Origin of the sequence: Streptomyces sp. 2114.4 (assembly GCF_900187385.1) — a bacterium.
GTDB classification, from domain to species: Bacteria; Actinomycetota; Actinomycetes; order Streptomycetales; family Streptomycetaceae; genus Streptomyces; species Streptomyces mooreae.
On record NZ_FYEY01000001.1, the window covers coordinates 6,020,340 to 6,033,955 of the forward strand.

15 protein-coding genes are annotated in these 13,616 nt (G+C 71.0%); 7 read left to right on the forward strand and 8 right to left on the reverse strand.

All coding sequences use genetic code 11. The features are described 5' to 3' along the window. Positions 1 to 46 precede the first annotated feature (46 nt). The 4 genes from CFW40_RS26565 to recX all read left to right on the forward strand — a co-directional run bounded on the left by CFW40_RS26565 (position 47) and on the right by recX (position 3,733). Positions 47 to 241: a DUF3046 domain-containing protein gene (locus CFW40_RS26565; RefSeq protein WP_088800389.1), complete on the forward strand. Its 195-nt coding sequence runs from the start codon at positions 47 to 49 to the stop codon at positions 239 to 241. A 195-nt stretch (positions 242 to 436) separates the two neighbouring features. After that, the gene (locus CFW40_RS26570) at positions 437 to 1,612 is read left to right on the forward strand and encodes an AI-2E family transporter (protein ID WP_088802379.1); all 1,176 of its coding nucleotides are present in this window, start codon (positions 437 to 439) and stop codon (positions 1,610 to 1,612) included. Positions 1,613 to 1,948: 336 nt separating this feature from the next. Next, positions 1,949 to 3,070 (forward strand): recombinase RecA, encoded by a 1,122-nt coding sequence (recA, locus tag CFW40_RS26575; RefSeq protein ID WP_088800390.1) that lies wholly within the window; start codon positions 1,949 to 1,951, stop codon positions 3,068 to 3,070. Between the two features lie 6 nt (positions 3,071 to 3,076). After that, positions 3,077 to 3,733, forward strand: a complete 657-nt coding sequence (gene recX, locus CFW40_RS26580; RefSeq protein ID WP_088800391.1) for a recombination regulator RecX — start codon at positions 3,077 to 3,079, stop codon at positions 3,731 to 3,733. Positions 3,734 to 3,859: 126 nt separating this feature from the next. Here the strand turns inward: recX and CFW40_RS26585 are convergent, their stop codons facing one another. The 8 genes from CFW40_RS26585 to CFW40_RS26615 form a co-directional block, all read right to left on the reverse strand. Further along, entirely contained in the window at positions 3,860 to 4,237 is a 378-nt protein-coding gene (locus CFW40_RS26585; protein WP_088800392.1) for a rhodanese-like domain-containing protein, read from the reverse strand. After that, positions 4,234 to 4,776 (reverse strand): cysteine dioxygenase, encoded by a 543-nt coding sequence (locus CFW40_RS26590; RefSeq protein WP_088800393.1) that lies wholly within the window; start codon positions 4,774 to 4,776, stop codon positions 4,234 to 4,236. The genes CFW40_RS26585 and CFW40_RS26590 overlap by 4 nt, the downstream gene beginning before the upstream one ends. 78 nt (positions 4,777 to 4,854) lie before the next feature. After that, the gene (locus CFW40_RS38990) at positions 4,855 to 4,941 is read right to left on the reverse strand and encodes a putative leader peptide (RefSeq protein ID WP_311624691.1); all 87 of its coding nucleotides are present in this window, start codon (positions 4,939 to 4,941) and stop codon (positions 4,855 to 4,857) included. Next, positions 4,934 to 6,823 (reverse strand): FAD-dependent monooxygenase, encoded by a 1,890-nt coding sequence (locus CFW40_RS26595; protein ID WP_088800394.1) that lies wholly within the window; start codon positions 6,821 to 6,823, stop codon positions 4,934 to 4,936. The genes CFW40_RS38990 and CFW40_RS26595 overlap by 8 nt, the downstream gene beginning before the upstream one ends. Positions 6,824 to 7,039: 216 nt before the next feature. Further along, a complete protein-coding gene (locus tag CFW40_RS26600) occupies positions 7,040 to 7,975 on the reverse strand; it encodes an amino acid ABC transporter permease (protein ID WP_088800395.1) in 936 nt (311 codons plus the stop codon). Positions 7,976 to 8,048: 73 nt separating this feature from the next. After that, positions 8,049 to 8,696, reverse strand: coding sequence for an amino acid ABC transporter permease (locus tag CFW40_RS26605; protein WP_088800396.1), 648 nt, complete (start codon positions 8,694 to 8,696; stop codon positions 8,049 to 8,051). Between the two features lie 129 nt (positions 8,697 to 8,825). Further along, positions 8,826 to 9,734 carry a glutamate ABC transporter substrate-binding protein gene (locus tag CFW40_RS26610; protein ID WP_088802380.1) on the reverse strand — a complete coding sequence of 303 codons (909 nt, stop codon included), beginning with the start codon at positions 9,732 to 9,734 and terminating at the stop codon, positions 8,826 to 8,828. Between the two features lie 56 nt (positions 9,735 to 9,790). Further along, a complete protein-coding gene (locus tag CFW40_RS26615; RefSeq protein ID WP_088800397.1) occupies positions 9,791 to 10,576 on the reverse strand; it encodes an amino acid ABC transporter ATP-binding protein in 786 nt (261 codons plus the stop codon). A gap of 276 nt (positions 10,577 to 10,852) precedes the next feature. Between CFW40_RS26615 and CFW40_RS26620 the strand changes: the two genes are divergently transcribed. The 3 genes from CFW40_RS26620 to CFW40_RS26630 all read left to right on the forward strand — a co-directional run bounded on the left by CFW40_RS26620 (position 10,853) and on the right by CFW40_RS26630 (position 13,539). Beyond that, the gene (locus CFW40_RS26620) at positions 10,853 to 11,593 is read left to right on the forward strand and encodes a response regulator transcription factor (protein ID WP_088800398.1); all 741 of its coding nucleotides are present in this window, start codon (positions 10,853 to 10,855) and stop codon (positions 11,591 to 11,593) included. Between the two features lie 16 nt (positions 11,594 to 11,609). Then, positions 11,610 to 13,025: a HAMP domain-containing sensor histidine kinase gene (locus CFW40_RS26625; protein ID WP_088800399.1), complete on the forward strand. Its 1,416-nt coding sequence runs from the start codon at positions 11,610 to 11,612 to the stop codon at positions 13,023 to 13,025. 310 nt (positions 13,026 to 13,335) lie between these two features. Next, positions 13,336 to 13,539 (forward strand): cold-shock protein, encoded by a 204-nt coding sequence (locus CFW40_RS26630; RefSeq protein ID WP_042160117.1) that lies wholly within the window; start codon positions 13,336 to 13,338, stop codon positions 13,537 to 13,539. Positions 13,540 to 13,616: the final 77 nt, after the last annotated feature.

Sequence of the window (13,616 nt, forward strand, 5' to 3'; positions counted from 1 at the left end):
GAACACACAGCGGCCAACGGGTCACAGCGGGTACGGAGCGGAACTCATGCGGTTGACGATCTTCTGGCAGCGGATGGCGGATCACTTCGGTGCGGCGTATGCCGACTCCTTCGCGCGCGATCACGTGATGGCGGACCTCGGCGGCCGGACCGTTCATGAGGCGCTGGACGCGGGATGGAGCGCCAAAGAGGTGTGGCGGGTGGTCTGCTCGGTGATGGACGTGCCGCCCGAAAAGCGCTGAGAGGGGCCGGGCGCGAGGCTCTGACCTGGGAACGAGCGAGCCCGGCGGCCGGGCGCCGCGGGGTTGAGGCACGGGCTGGGACCCGGGGTGTCGCAGCTGTGCGCGACACTTGGCTCCGTGCCCGAGTCAGATGAGATCATCAGCAACGACATCCCACGCCCCGAGGGCCGGTCCGAGGACCGGTCCGATGTACGGATGCCGCGCTGGCTGCCGCGTGCCATGGTGCTGGCGCTCGCTCTGGTGGCCTGTTTCCAGCTCGCCACCTGGGGATTCCACCAGCTGATCACCCTGCTGCTGAATGTGCTGATCGCGTTCTTCCTCGCGCTGGCCGTCGAACCGGCCGTCGACTGGATGGCGGCCCGGGGCATGCGGCGCGGACTGGCCACGGGCCTGGTGTTCGTGAGCATCCTCGTCGCCGCGGCCGGGTTCTTCGCGCTCCTGGGCTCCATGCTGGCCGGCCAGATAGCCAACATGGTGGAGGAGTTCCCGCAGTATCTGGACTCCGTCATCAGCTGGATCAACAGCACCCTGCACACCCACCTCTCGCGGGTCGAGGTGCAGAACAACCTGCTGAAGTCCGACTGGCTGCAGAAGTACGTCCAGGACAGCGCCAACAACGTCCTGGCCGTCTCCGCGACGGTGCTGGGCAGCCTGTTCAACCTGCTGACGGTGGCCCTGTTCTCGTTCTACTTCGCCGCCGACGGCCCCCGGCTGCGGCGCGCCCTGTGCTCCGTGCTCCCGCCGCACCGCCAGACGGAGGTGCTGCGCGCGTGGGAGATCGCCGTCGCCAAGACCGGCGGTTACCTCTACTCCCGCGGCCTGATGGCGCTGATCTCCGGTGTCGCGCACTATGTCCTGCTGCAGGTCCTGGAGGTGCCCTACGCCCCGGCACTGGCCATCTGGGTGGGACTGGTCTCCCAGTTCATCCCGACCATAGGCACCTACCTCGCGGGCGCCCTGCCCATCCTGATCGCGTTCACTGTCGACCCCTGGTACGCCCTGTGGGTCTTCGGGTTCGTCGTGACCTACCAGCAGTTCGAGAACTACCTCCTGCAGCCGCGGATCACCGCCAAGACCGTGGACATCCACCCCGCCGTCGCCTTCGGCTCGGTTGTCGCCGGCACGGCCCTGATGGGCGCGGTGGGCGCACTGATCGCGATCCCGGCCACGGCGACGCTGCAGGCGTTCCTCGGGGCGTATGTCAAGCGGTACGAGGTCACCGACGACCTGCGGGTCCACGGCAGGCGCCGGCGCGGGGCCGGCGTGCTGGCCCGCTTCCGGCGGACCCTGCACGACGAGCAGCCCTCGGCCCCGCTGGAGGACCGGAAGGCGGCCGGCGGTGTCCGGGAGGACGGCGAAGGCGTCCGCTGACCCGTGCGGCGCAGGGCCCCGGGGCGCACTGCGCACTGCACGCGGCCGGGAGGCCATGGGCGGTCGGGCTGCCGCCCACGGCCGGGAGGCCTCGGGGGCTGCGGTGCGCAGCCGGGAGTGGAGCGCTGGTGCCGGCCCGGCAACCCGTCGACGACGCGCGCCGGTACCGCTTGACACCAAAATCGAACATCCATTCTCATGGGAGATCCGGCCTGTGTCCTCGGGCTTTTCCGGGGAGTTATCCACAGGTCGGAGCCGGGTCCGGGCGCATTGTCAGTGGCAGGCGTTAGCGTCATGGACGTGAAGCGATCGACTCAAGCAAATCGGGTGGAACCCATGGCAGGCACCGACCGCGAGAAGGCGCTGGACGCCGCGCTCGCACAGATTGAACGGCAATTCGGCAAGGGCGCCGTGATGCGCATGGGGGAGCGGTCGAAGGAGCCCATCGAGGTCATCCCCACCGGATCCACCGCGCTCGACGTCGCGCTCGGCGTCGGCGGCCTCCCCCGCGGCCGCGTCATCGAGGTCTACGGCCCGGAGTCCTCCGGTAAGACGACCCTGACCCTGCACGCCGTCGCGAACGCCCAGAAGGCCGGCGGCTCCGTCGCGTTCATCGACGCCGAGCACGCCCTCGACCCCGAGTACGCCAAGAAGCTCGGCGTGGACACCGACTCCCTCATCCTGTCCCAGCCGGACAACGGCGAGCAGGCCCTGGAGATCACGGACATGCTGGTCCGCTCCGGCGCACTCGACCTCATCGTGATCGACTCCGTCGCCGCCCTGGTGCCGCGGGCCGAGATCGAGGGTGAGATGGGTGACTCCCACGTCGGCCTGCAGGCCCGGCTGATGAGCCAGGCGCTGCGCAAGATCACCAGCGCGCTCAACCAGTCCAAGACCACCGCGATCTTCATCAACCAGCTCCGCGAGAAGATCGGCGTGATGTTCGGCTCGCCGGAGACCACCACCGGTGGACGTGCGCTGAAGTTCTACGCCTCGGTGCGTCTCGACATCCGCCGCATCGAAACCCTCAAGGACGGCACGGACGCGGTCGGCAACCGCACCCGCGTCAAGGTCGTCAAGAACAAGGTCTCCCCGCCCTTCAAGCAGGCCGAGTTCGACATCCTCTACGGCCAGGGCATCAGCCGTGAGGGCGGCCTGATCGACATGGGCGTGGAGCACGGCTTCATCCGCAAGTCCGGTGCTTGGTACACCTACGAGGGCGACCAGCTCGGCCAGGGCAAGGAAAACGCCCGTAACTTCCTCAAGGACAACCCGGATCTCGCCAACGAGATCGAGAAGAAGATCAAGGAAAAGCTCGGCATCGGCGTGCAGCCGCAGGACCCGGCGGCGGAGCCCGGCGCGGACGCCGCGGTGGCGGCGGGCGAACCGGCGGTCGCAGCTCCGGCACCGGCGGCCAAGGGTGCCAAGGGTTCCAAGGCCGCCGCGGCCAAGAGCTAGCCCGCCGTGACGCGGCGAACGGAATGGCCGGGCAGCGAGAACGACACCAGCAGCGCTGCCGGCGACGCCGAGACCCGTCAGGGCCGCAGGGGCCGTCATGGCCGGGAGAGCAGCGGTGGTCCCGACGCGTCGAGGGCCGGGTCGGGACCACCGCGTACACCTGAGGAGCAGGCACGGGCGATCTGCCTGCGCCTGCTCACCGGGAGCCCTCGTACGCGCAAGCAGCTCGGGGACGCCCTGCACCAGCGGGGCATCCCCGAGGAGACGGCGGAGGAAGTGCTCTCCCGCTTCGAGGACGTCGGACTGATCGACGACGCGGCCTTCGCCGACGCCTGGGTGGAGTCCCGCCATCACGGGCGCGGCCTGGCCCGCCGCGCCCTGGCCCGTGAACTACGCACCAAGGGTGTGGACTCCGCCCTCATCGATGTGGCCGTCGGCCGCCTCGACTCCGAACAGGAGGAGGCCACCGCCCGCGAGCTGGTCGACCGCAAACTGCGCTCCACCCGAGGCCTGGACCGCGAAAAGCGCCTGCGCCGTCTGGCCGGAATGCTGGCCCGCAAGGGGTACCCGGAAGGCCTCGCCCTCCGGGTGGTCAGGCAGGCCCTGGAGGAGGAAGGCGAGGACCCGGCACTCCTGGAGGAGCACTGTCTGCCGGACACGTGAGCAGAACAAGCCGAGGCCCTGGGGTGGGGGAGGGAGGGGGAGGGGCGGGGGAAAGACGGCGAAGGAGCCACAGCCCCCTCACCCCCCGCCCCACCCCCCGCCCCACCCCCCGTCTCACCCCCCGTCTCACCCCACCGGCAACCCGGCCCCCCGCCAAGCCTGGAACCCGCCCTCCAGGTCGGTTGCGCGGTGCAGGCCCAGCTCGCGCAGGGAGAGTGCCGCGAGGCTCGATGCGTAGCCCTCGTTGCAGACCACCACGACCGGCAGAGCGTGGTGGGTCGCTTCCGGGGCGTGGTGCTCGCCCGTCGGGTCGAGCCGCCACTCCAGCTCGTTACGCTCCACGATCAGTGCGCCCGGGATGAGGCCGTCGCGCTCCCTCAGCTCCGCGTAGCGGATGTCCACCAGCAGCCCGCCGGCTTCCTGGACGGCGGCGGCCTCCCGCGGACCCACCCGGTGCCCCAGCTCGCGCCGGGCACGGGCCAGCAGCTCATCGACCGCGCTCATGTCCACTCCTCGGGCTGCTCGACCGCTTCGAGCCGCAGCAGTGGCCCGGTGCGGCTGTAGCGGCGCATCAACGGCAGCGGCGGGTAGTAGGCGTGTACCGACACCGCATGGGCCTGCGGGGACAGGTTGAGCACCTGGTGGACATGGTGTGGGCCGAACGCCCGGCCGCGGCCGCCGCTGAGCTTGCGCTCCCGGTCCACGTCGTCGGCGAGCTCCAGCGTCTTCCAGCCCTCGGTGGGGAGCTGAGCGGTGAGCGACTGTTCCGTCAGCTCGCCGGCGGCCGTCGCGAAGGCGCCGTGCGAGCCGCCGTGGTCGTGCCAGCCGGTACCGGTGCCGGGCGGCCAGCCGATCAGCCAGGCCTCACTGCCGCCCGGCCCGTCCAGCCGGATCCAGGTACGGCCTTCGGGGTCGAGCGGGAGCGAAGCGATGAGCTCCGGGTCCGCGGCGGTGCGGTGGGCGAAGTCGAGAAGTTCACGGGCGCTGGGCCCACCGTCATGGCCGGTGGCACGCGGGCGCGCAGGGGTACGTACGTCGGGCACGGAAACCGTCCTGGGTGATCGCGAAGAGACACGGCTGCCGGGAGGGGGCAGGCGGCCGCGCGGGGAAGGAGCTGCGGATCAACAGGACGGACGACACATGCAGCCCGCATAGCGGAGCAGGTCGAGATGGACCCTCCGCCAGAATCGCGAGCTGTGATCAGTCATCCTCGGAGTGAAGCATGGACGTTCGCGCAGGGTCAACCGCGGAAGTCCGCCCCGCCGCGGCTCCGCCCGCCCCGTGCTCACCCTCCTCGGCGCCACTCGCCCCGGCTGCACCCTCCCCGGGCTCTCCCGCCCCGGCTCCCCCCTCCCCGGCTCCGCCGTCCCGGGACACCCCCAAGTCGCCGGTCCGCTCGGGCTGCCGGGCCCGCCCTGGCTCCGCGTCCTGCCCGTACGCCGTGCCCCGTACCGCGTCCGCACAGGCGGCCATCTCGGCCGGGCGGACCCCCGACAGCGCGGTGACCAGATGGCCGTCCGGCCGTACGAGCAGCACGGTGTGCGCGGCCGCACCCGGATAGGCCTCGGTGACCAGGATCTCGGCGGCCATCGGCAGCGCGTCGACCGCGTCGGCCAACCGGGGCATCAGACCCGCCGACTGCCAGTGCCGCCGGTCCCAGACACCGGTACCGGGCGCCACCAGCACCACCAGAAGGCCCTGCCCGAGCCGGTCGCGCAGCCGGACCACCGAGCCGTCGGACGCGGTCACCGGCACATCCGTGACGGCCGCGCCGGGAAGCGTCTCGACGACGGGGCCGGTCACGGGCGGCGCGAGCGGGGAGCGCGCGTACACCGGCGGCGCGCCCAGCGGGCCGCGGCTCAGATGACCGTCGGTGAGCAGGGTGCTGCGGCCGCGCACCGCACCCGGGAGCACGGTCCGCCAGCGGGCCGAGCGGCCGTCGCGCAGCAGCGGCAAGGCCTGGTCCGCGGCGCGCAGCCGGGCCGCCACCGCGCCCCGGCGCTCGGCCTGGTAGCTGTCGAGCAGTACCTCACCGGCGCCGTGATGCCAGGCCAGGCCCAGCTTCCAAGCGAGGTTTTCGGCGTCCCGCAGCCCCTCGTCCAGGCCCTGGGTGCCGAGGGCGCCCAGCAGATGGGCGGCGTCCCCGGCGAGGAAGGCGCGGCCCCGGCGCCAACGCCGGGCCAGCCGGTGGTGGACGGTGTGCACCCCGGTGTCGAGGAGTTCGTACGGCGGGACCAGCCGCCCGTGGCCGCGCCCCCGTGCGGGCGCCACGCCGCCGTCCGCGCCGTCCGCGTCCGCCGGGGATTCGGTGGTCCAGCCGGCCAGCGAGTCGCGGATCCGGGCGACCAGGGCGTCCGGTGTGACCAGTTCGCGCCCCGGTGGCAGCAGCCAGTCCAGCCGCCAGATGCCGTCGGGCAGCGGGCGGGCGGACACCTCGCTGCCCGGTCCGCCGCCGTGCCGGGGCGGCGAGCGGTGCAGCAGCGCCTCGCCGGGCCAGGGGAGCTCGCAGCGCAGCGCGGCGACCGCGTGCCGCTCCACCGCCGTACGGCCCGGGAAGCGGATGTCCAGCAGCTTGCGGACCGTCGAGCGGGGGCCGTCGCAGCCGATCAGGTAACTCCCGCGCCACCACGTCCCGTTGGTGCCGCGGGTGTGGGCGCTGATGCCCTGCTCGTCCTGTTCGAGGCCGGCGAGCCGGCTGCCGGTGACGATCTCGGCGAGCTTTTCGTGGGCGAGTGCGGCGCGCAGCGCGCGGGTGAGGGCATGCTGCGGCAGATGGACCGGGGACACGGCGGTGGCGGGGGCGGCGCCGTCCGGGGCCTGCGGGGCGAAGGCGATGCGTTCCAGCAGGCGCCGGCGGCGCATCGTGCGCCAGGCCGTCCAGCGGGTGCCGTCGCTCTCCAGGGTGTCGGCACAGCCGAGCCGGCCGACGAAGGCGGCGGTGTCCTGGTGGAGCACGGCGGTGCGGGCGGGCCGGGTGTCCTCCTGGCCGGTGGTCTCGTCGAGGACGACACTGGGCACGCCGAGGCGGGCGAGGGCGAGGGAGAGGGAGAGGCCGACCGGGCCGGCGCCGACCACGATCACCGGGTCCACGGCGCAGCTCCCCGGGGCCGCTGGTACGTACGGGACAGGCGGAAACTGGCAGTTGGAGCCCGGTGCGTGATCACACAGAGTATGCAACCCACTGCGGCCGCTCGCGTCAAGTGACGGAGGCGGTGGCAGCGGTGCCACCGCCTCCGGACGGTCTCCTCTCAGCCGCGCGGCGGCCGGCGCCCCGTCAGGGCGGCGCGGGGGCGCGGCGGCCGCAGCTCAGTCCTGCGGGGCCGCCGGCTTGTCCGGTACCGCGTCGGCCATCTCCATCGCGTCGCCGGCCGCCACCGGCTCGCCGGCCGCGGCCACCTTGATGCCGGTCCTGGCCCGGCTGCCGCGCCGCTCGATCCAGTTGGCGAGGGAGGACAGCGCCAGGCACATCGCGACGTAGATGGCGCCGGTCACGATGATGAACGGCACATAGGTGTCATTGCCGTTGACGAGGATGTTGGTGCTCATCTGGCGGGCGGTGAAGAGCAGTTCCTCGAAGGTGATGATGTAGCCCAGCGAGGTGTCCTTCAGGGTCACCACGAGCTGGCTGATGATCGTCGGGAGCATCGCACGGATGGCCTGCGGGAGCAGCACCGTCGTCATGACCTGGGTCTTGGTCATACCGAGTGCGTAGGCGGCCTCACGCTGTCCCGCGGGGACGGCGTTGACGCCGGCCCGGAGCACCTCGGCCTGGACCGAGCCGTTGTAGACCGTCAGCCCGATGACCAGTGCCCAGAACTGCGGCCCGTCCTCGCCGAGGCCGAGGGCTTCGCGGTTGGTCAGCAGCGCCACCCACAGCGCATAGATCGTGATCAGCAGCGGGACGGCACGGAAGAGCTCGATGAAGCCGGTCGCCAGCCAGCGGACCGGCTTGTGGTCCGACAGCCGCGCCACCGCGAGCAGCACGCCCAGGACCAGCGACAGCACCGCCGCGACCGCGAAGACCTGCAGTGTCGTCAGGACGCCGTCGCGGATGTTGGTCCGCACTCCGGCGTTGTTGAAGATGTTCCACACCTCGGGTTCGAGCTGGCCCTTGGTGTTGAGCCGGACCACGGCGAACACGAGCAGTCCCAGCATCGCGAGCGCACCGCAGACGCCGTAGATGCGGTTGCGTGTCTTTGCCTTCGGCCCGGGTACGTCGTAGAGAACGCTGGCGCCGCTCATGCCCTTACCTCACTAGTTTCCGCCCCGCCTGCGCGCGGCACCCACGTCGTCCCGTCCGGCCTCCCGAGCCCGTTCACCGCACGACCCCCATCCGGCGCTCCAGCATCCGGAAGGCGCCGCTGATGGCGAAGGTGATGACGAGGTAGGCGAGCGCCGTCCACAGGAAGATCCAGGCGATCGGATACCCCTTGTCGTTCAGCAGCTTGGAGACGTTGAACAACTCGCCGTAGCCGAACGCTCCGGCGATGGCGGAGTTCTTCGTCAGCGCGATGAAGATGCTGCTGAGCGGTGCCAGCACGGTGCGCGTGGCCTGGGGGAGCACTATCTCGCGCAGCGTCTGGGAGAACGTCATGCCGATGCTGCGCGCGGCCTCCGCCTGGCCCAGCGGCACGGTGTTGATGCCGGACCGCACCGCCTCGCAGACGAAGGAGGAGGTGTAGAAGCCGAGGGCCAGGGTGGCCAGGATGTACGGGCTGGCGCCGCGGAAGAGCACCTGAGGGACGACGAAGAACGCGACCAGGAAGAGCAGCGTCAGCGGGGTGTTGCGCAGCACCGTGACCCAGGCCGTGCCGAAGGCGCGCAGCGGCGGGACCGGAGACACCCGGAAGCCGGCTATGGCAACGCCGAGGACCAGGGCGAGCAGCGCGCTGGACGCGGTGATCGCCAGGGTTCCGAGGAACCCGTCCCGGAACTCGGGCAGGTAATCGAGGAGTACGTTCATGGGGTCTCCGCGGTAGCGGTCGGGTCGACGGCGGGATGAGGATCAAAAGGGGCGGCGCGGAAGACACCGCGCCCCGTACACCCGCCGCGGCGGGCGTACGGGGCGGCGCGGTCCGGTGGGCGGGGTGCCTCAGTCGCGCGGAAGCGGGGTCTGGGGGGCCTTGAAGGGCGAACCCGACTTGCCGAGCGTGGCCTTGTAGGCCTTCTCGTAGTCGCCGTTCTTGATGTGGTTCTCCAGCGCTGCGGTGATGGCGGTGCGCAGGGCCTTGTCGTCCTTGCGCATACCGACGCCGTAGGGCTCCTTGGTGAACGGCTTGCCGACGACCCGGAGCTGGCTGGGACGCTGTGCCGCGTAGCCCTTGAGGATCGCGTCGTCGGTGGTGACCGCGTCCACCTGGCCGTCGACGAGGTTCTTGACGCAGTCCGAGTACTTCGACTGCTCGCTGGTGTTCGCGCCGTACTTCGGCTTCTTGATCTCCTGCAGCGGAGTCGAGCCGACGATCGAGCAGACCTTCTTGCCCTTGAGGGATTCCGGACCGGTGATGCCCTTGTCGTCCTTGCGCACCAGGAGGTCCGCGCCGGCGGTGTAGTACGGGCCCGCGAAGCCGACCTGCTTCTTGCGCTCGTCGTTGATCGTGTAGGTACCGACGTAGTAGTCGACCTGGCCGTGGGAGATGGTCGTCTCACGGACGTTGGAGTCGATCGTCTTGTACTCGATCTGCTTCGCGGAGAAGCCCAGGTCGGCGGCGACCATCTTGGCGATCTCGATGTCGAAGCCGGAGTATTTGCCGGCGGTGTCCTTGAAGCCCAGGAACGGCTGGTCGGCCTTCACACCGATGACGATCTTCTTGGCCTTCTGGGCCTTCTTCAGCACCGGGGAGTCGATCTTCGGGGCGGAGGCGACCTTGTAGGTGCCGCTGTAGACCTCTCCGCCGGCCGGCTTGTCGCCTGCCGTGCCCGTCTCCCCGCCGCACGCAGTAGCCGTGGCCGCCAGCGCGAGCACCACCGCACCGGCCGCAGCCGTCTGACGAATCCTCATGGTGAACATCCTTTGGTTCAGCAAGTGTTGGCAATGACGGTGGCCCGACTGCGGCCTCAGTGGTGGAGGATCTTCGACAGGAAGTCCTTGGCGCGGTCGCTGCGCGGATTGTTGAAGAACTGGTTCGGCTCGGCCTCTTCGACGATGCGGCCGTCCGCCATGAAGACGACCCGGTTCGCTGCGGAGCGCGCGAACCCCATCTCATGGGTGACCACGATCATCGTCATGCCGTCCCGGGCGAGCTGCTGCATCACGTCCAGCACCTCGTTGATCATTTCCGGGTCGAGCGCGGACGTGGGCTCGTCGAACAGCATCACCTTCGGGTCCATCGCCAGCGCACGGGCGATCGCCACCCGTTGCTGCTGACCGCCGGAGAGCTGCGCGGGGTACTTGTCCGCCTGGGTGCCGACGCCGACCCGGTCGAGCAGGGTACGGGCCTTCGCCATGGCGTCGGCCTTGTCCGTCTTGCGGACCTTGGTCTGCCCCAGCATCACGTTCTCGAGCACCGTCTTGTGCGCGAAGAGATTGAAGGACTGGAAGACCATGCCCACGTCGGCGCGCAGCCGGGCCAGCTCCCGTCCCTCCTGCGGCAACGGCTTCCCGTCGATCGTGATGCTGCCGCTGTCTATGGTCTCCAGGCGGTTGATCGTGCGGCAGAGCGTCGACTTGCCCGAGCCCGAAGGCCCGATCACGACGACGACCTCGCCGCGGTGGATCGTCAGGTCGATGTCCTGGAGCACGTGCAGCGCGCCGAAGTGCTTGTTCACGTTGTCCAGCACGACCAGCCGGTCCGCTGCCGGCGCGGGACCCTCGGCGTTCTTGGTCACCGATACTTCGCTCATCGGCGTGTAGCTCCGTCCTCCTCGGTTGGGAGGACAGTAATGACGCCCCGCGACCAGCGTCATTACTTCTGAGGGGAACTTGAGGATAACGATCCGGCCGCAAACGGACACTCTGCGTCAAGGGGGGTACCCACGGGGTGACGCCGGCCCGGGCCCGCGAGCGTACCGGCTGGGTAACGGATGGCGGCCAGGAGGTGGCCTGCTCTTGACGCGCCTGCCTCGTATCGCCGTAGATGCCCTGTGGCCCGTACACACGCACCCCGGGAGGAGGCCCACATGAGACTGCTGCTCGTCGAGGACGACGATCATGTCGCCGCGGCCCTGTCCGCGGTGCTGGCCAAGCACGGCCTGTCCGTCGTCCACGCACGCAACGGCGAGGAGGCGCTCAAGGCCCTGCTGCCCGCCCATGCGGAGCCGTTCGCGGTGGTGCTGCTCGACCTCGGGCTGCCCGACCAGGACGGCTTCGAGGTGTGCGGCCGGATCCGCAAGATCTGCGCCACCCCCGTCATCATGGTCACCGCGCGCTCCGATGTGCGCTCCCGCATCCACGGCCTCAACCTCGGCGCCGACGACTATGTCGTCAAGCCGTACGACACCGGTGAGCTGCTGGCCCGTATCCATGCGGTGAGCCGGCGCAACGCACCCGGCGGCCCCGAGCAGCCCGCCGACGAGGGCGTCCCCGGCGAGGCGCTGTATCTGGGCGCGGTCACCGTCGAACTCCCCACCCGCCAGGTGTCCGTGGACGGCGCCGCGGTCCCGCTCACCCGCAAGGAGTTCGACCTGCTGGCGCTGCTCGCCCAGCGGCCCGGTGTGGTCTTCCGCCGGGAACAGATCATCAGCGAGGTGTGGCGCACGAGCTGGGAGGGCACCGGCCGGACCCTGGAGGTCCATATCGCCTCACTCCGCGCCAAGTTGCGGATGCCCGCCCTGATCGAGACGGTGCGCGGCGTCGGCTACCGCCTGGTCGTCCCGGCCGCCGGTGCGGGGCGGCGGCTGCCCGCCTCCCCGGCCTCCTGAAGGCCGCCGCTGCCAGGTGCGCACCCGACTCCTGCCTCTCCTCATCGTCCTCATGGCCGGTGTGCTGCTCGCGCTGGGCATCCCGCTGGGCGTCATCACGGCCGGTGTGGAGCAGCAGCGGGTGGTCGTCGACCGGATCGACGACGCCGCGCGCTTCGCCTCCCTCGCCCAGTTCGTCACCGCCCGCCCCGCCACGGACACCGACAGCAAGACTCCGGAGGAGGACGAGCGGCTGGCCACCCTCCGTACCGAGCTCGCGCGCTACTACGGCCTCTACGGGATCCGGGCCGGCGTCTTCTACCGCGATCACACTCCGATGGCCGCCGCTCCGGCCGGTATGCCGGTGCCCCGCGACGGCGAGGGCGCCCAGGCCTTCCGCGAGGCGCTGGCCGGCCGTCGCAGCCATGATCCGCACCAGATCTGGCCCTGGGACGACACCGGACGCATCCCGGTCGCCTCACCGGTGATCCGCGACGGCGATGTGGTCGCCGTCGTGATGACCGACTCGCCCACCGGCCACCTGCGCGCCGGCGTCCTGCGCAGCTGGCTGCTGATCGCGGCCGGGGAGTGCGCGGCCATGCTCGTCGCCGTCGCCGCGGCCTTCCGCCTCACCGGCTGGGTGCTGCGGCCGGTACGCGTCCTGGACACCGCCAGCCACGACATCGCCACCGGCCGGATGAACGCCCGCGTGGCGGCCACCGCAGGACCGCCCGAACTGCGCCGGCTGGCCCGCTCGTTCAACGAGATGGCCGACCACGTCGAGGACGTCCTGGAGCAGCAGCGCGCCTTCGTCGCCGACGCCTCCCACCAACTGCGCAACCCGCTGTCCGCGCTGCTGCTGCGCATCGAGCTGCTGGCCCTCGAACTCCCCGACGGCAATGCGGAGATCGCCTCGGTCCGCACCGAGGGCAAGCGGCTGGCCCGCGTCCTGGACGATCTGCTCGACCTCGCGCTGGCCGAACACACCGCCGCCGACCTCCAGCTCACCGATGTCGCGGCGCTGGCCGCCGAACGCGTCGACTCCTGGCGCCCGCTGGCCGACGACAAGGGCGTCCTCCTCACCTACGAAGGCCAGCGCGCCGTCACCGGCTGGGCCGACCCGGTCGCGCTGTCCAGCGCACTGGACGCCGTCGTCGACAACGCCCTGAAGTTCACCCCGGAAGGCCGGCCGGTCACCGTCGGCGTCGCGGCGGCGGGCGAGCGCGTCCATGTCACCGTCGCCGACCGCGGCCCCGGCCTGACCGATGACGAGCTGGCCCGGATCGGTGACCGCTTCTGGCGCAGCGGCCGCCACCAGAACGTCTCCGGCTCCGGGCTCGGCCTCTCGATCACCCGCGCCCTGCTCACCGCGGGCGGCGCCACCATCGCCTACGCCCCGCACCCGCCGCACGGGCTGAAGGTCACGGTCACCGTGCCGCGCACCGCTCCGTGAGGGGGCCCGTGACGGGCCGGCGCGTACGGGACGCGCGCCGGCGGGCACGGCCTGCGGGGCGGCGGGCACGACCTACCGGGCGGCGGGCACGGCCTGCGGGCGGCGGGCGCGGTCCCCGGGCCTGTCCGGCACCTGTGCTACCGTGAACGGCGTTGCAGTTGTGGTACCCATGATGAACTTTGTGCGCGCCCGGAGGCTGGATGCCCCGGGCGTTCCTTGTTTCCGGACCTGTGCCGGTGTGGGGCAATCATCTCGGCGACAAGGAGGCCGCGCAGTGTGGTCTCCGGCTTGCCCCATGAAGGAGAAAAACATGGCTTCCGGCACCGTCAAGTGGTTCAACTCGGAAAAGGGCTTCGGCTTCATCGAGCAGGACGGCGGCGGCCCCGACGTCTTCGCCCACTACTCGAACATCAACGCGCAGGGCTTCCGTGAGCTCCTCGAGGGCCAGAAGGTCACCTTCGACGTGACCCAGGGCCCGAAGGGCCCGCAGGCGGAGAACATCGCCGCCGCCTGACGCTCCCGCGTCCCGTGGCCGGGGCCCGCACCGGTCCGCCCGGTGCGGGCCCCGGCCCGTTCGCGGACGCGGTGAGC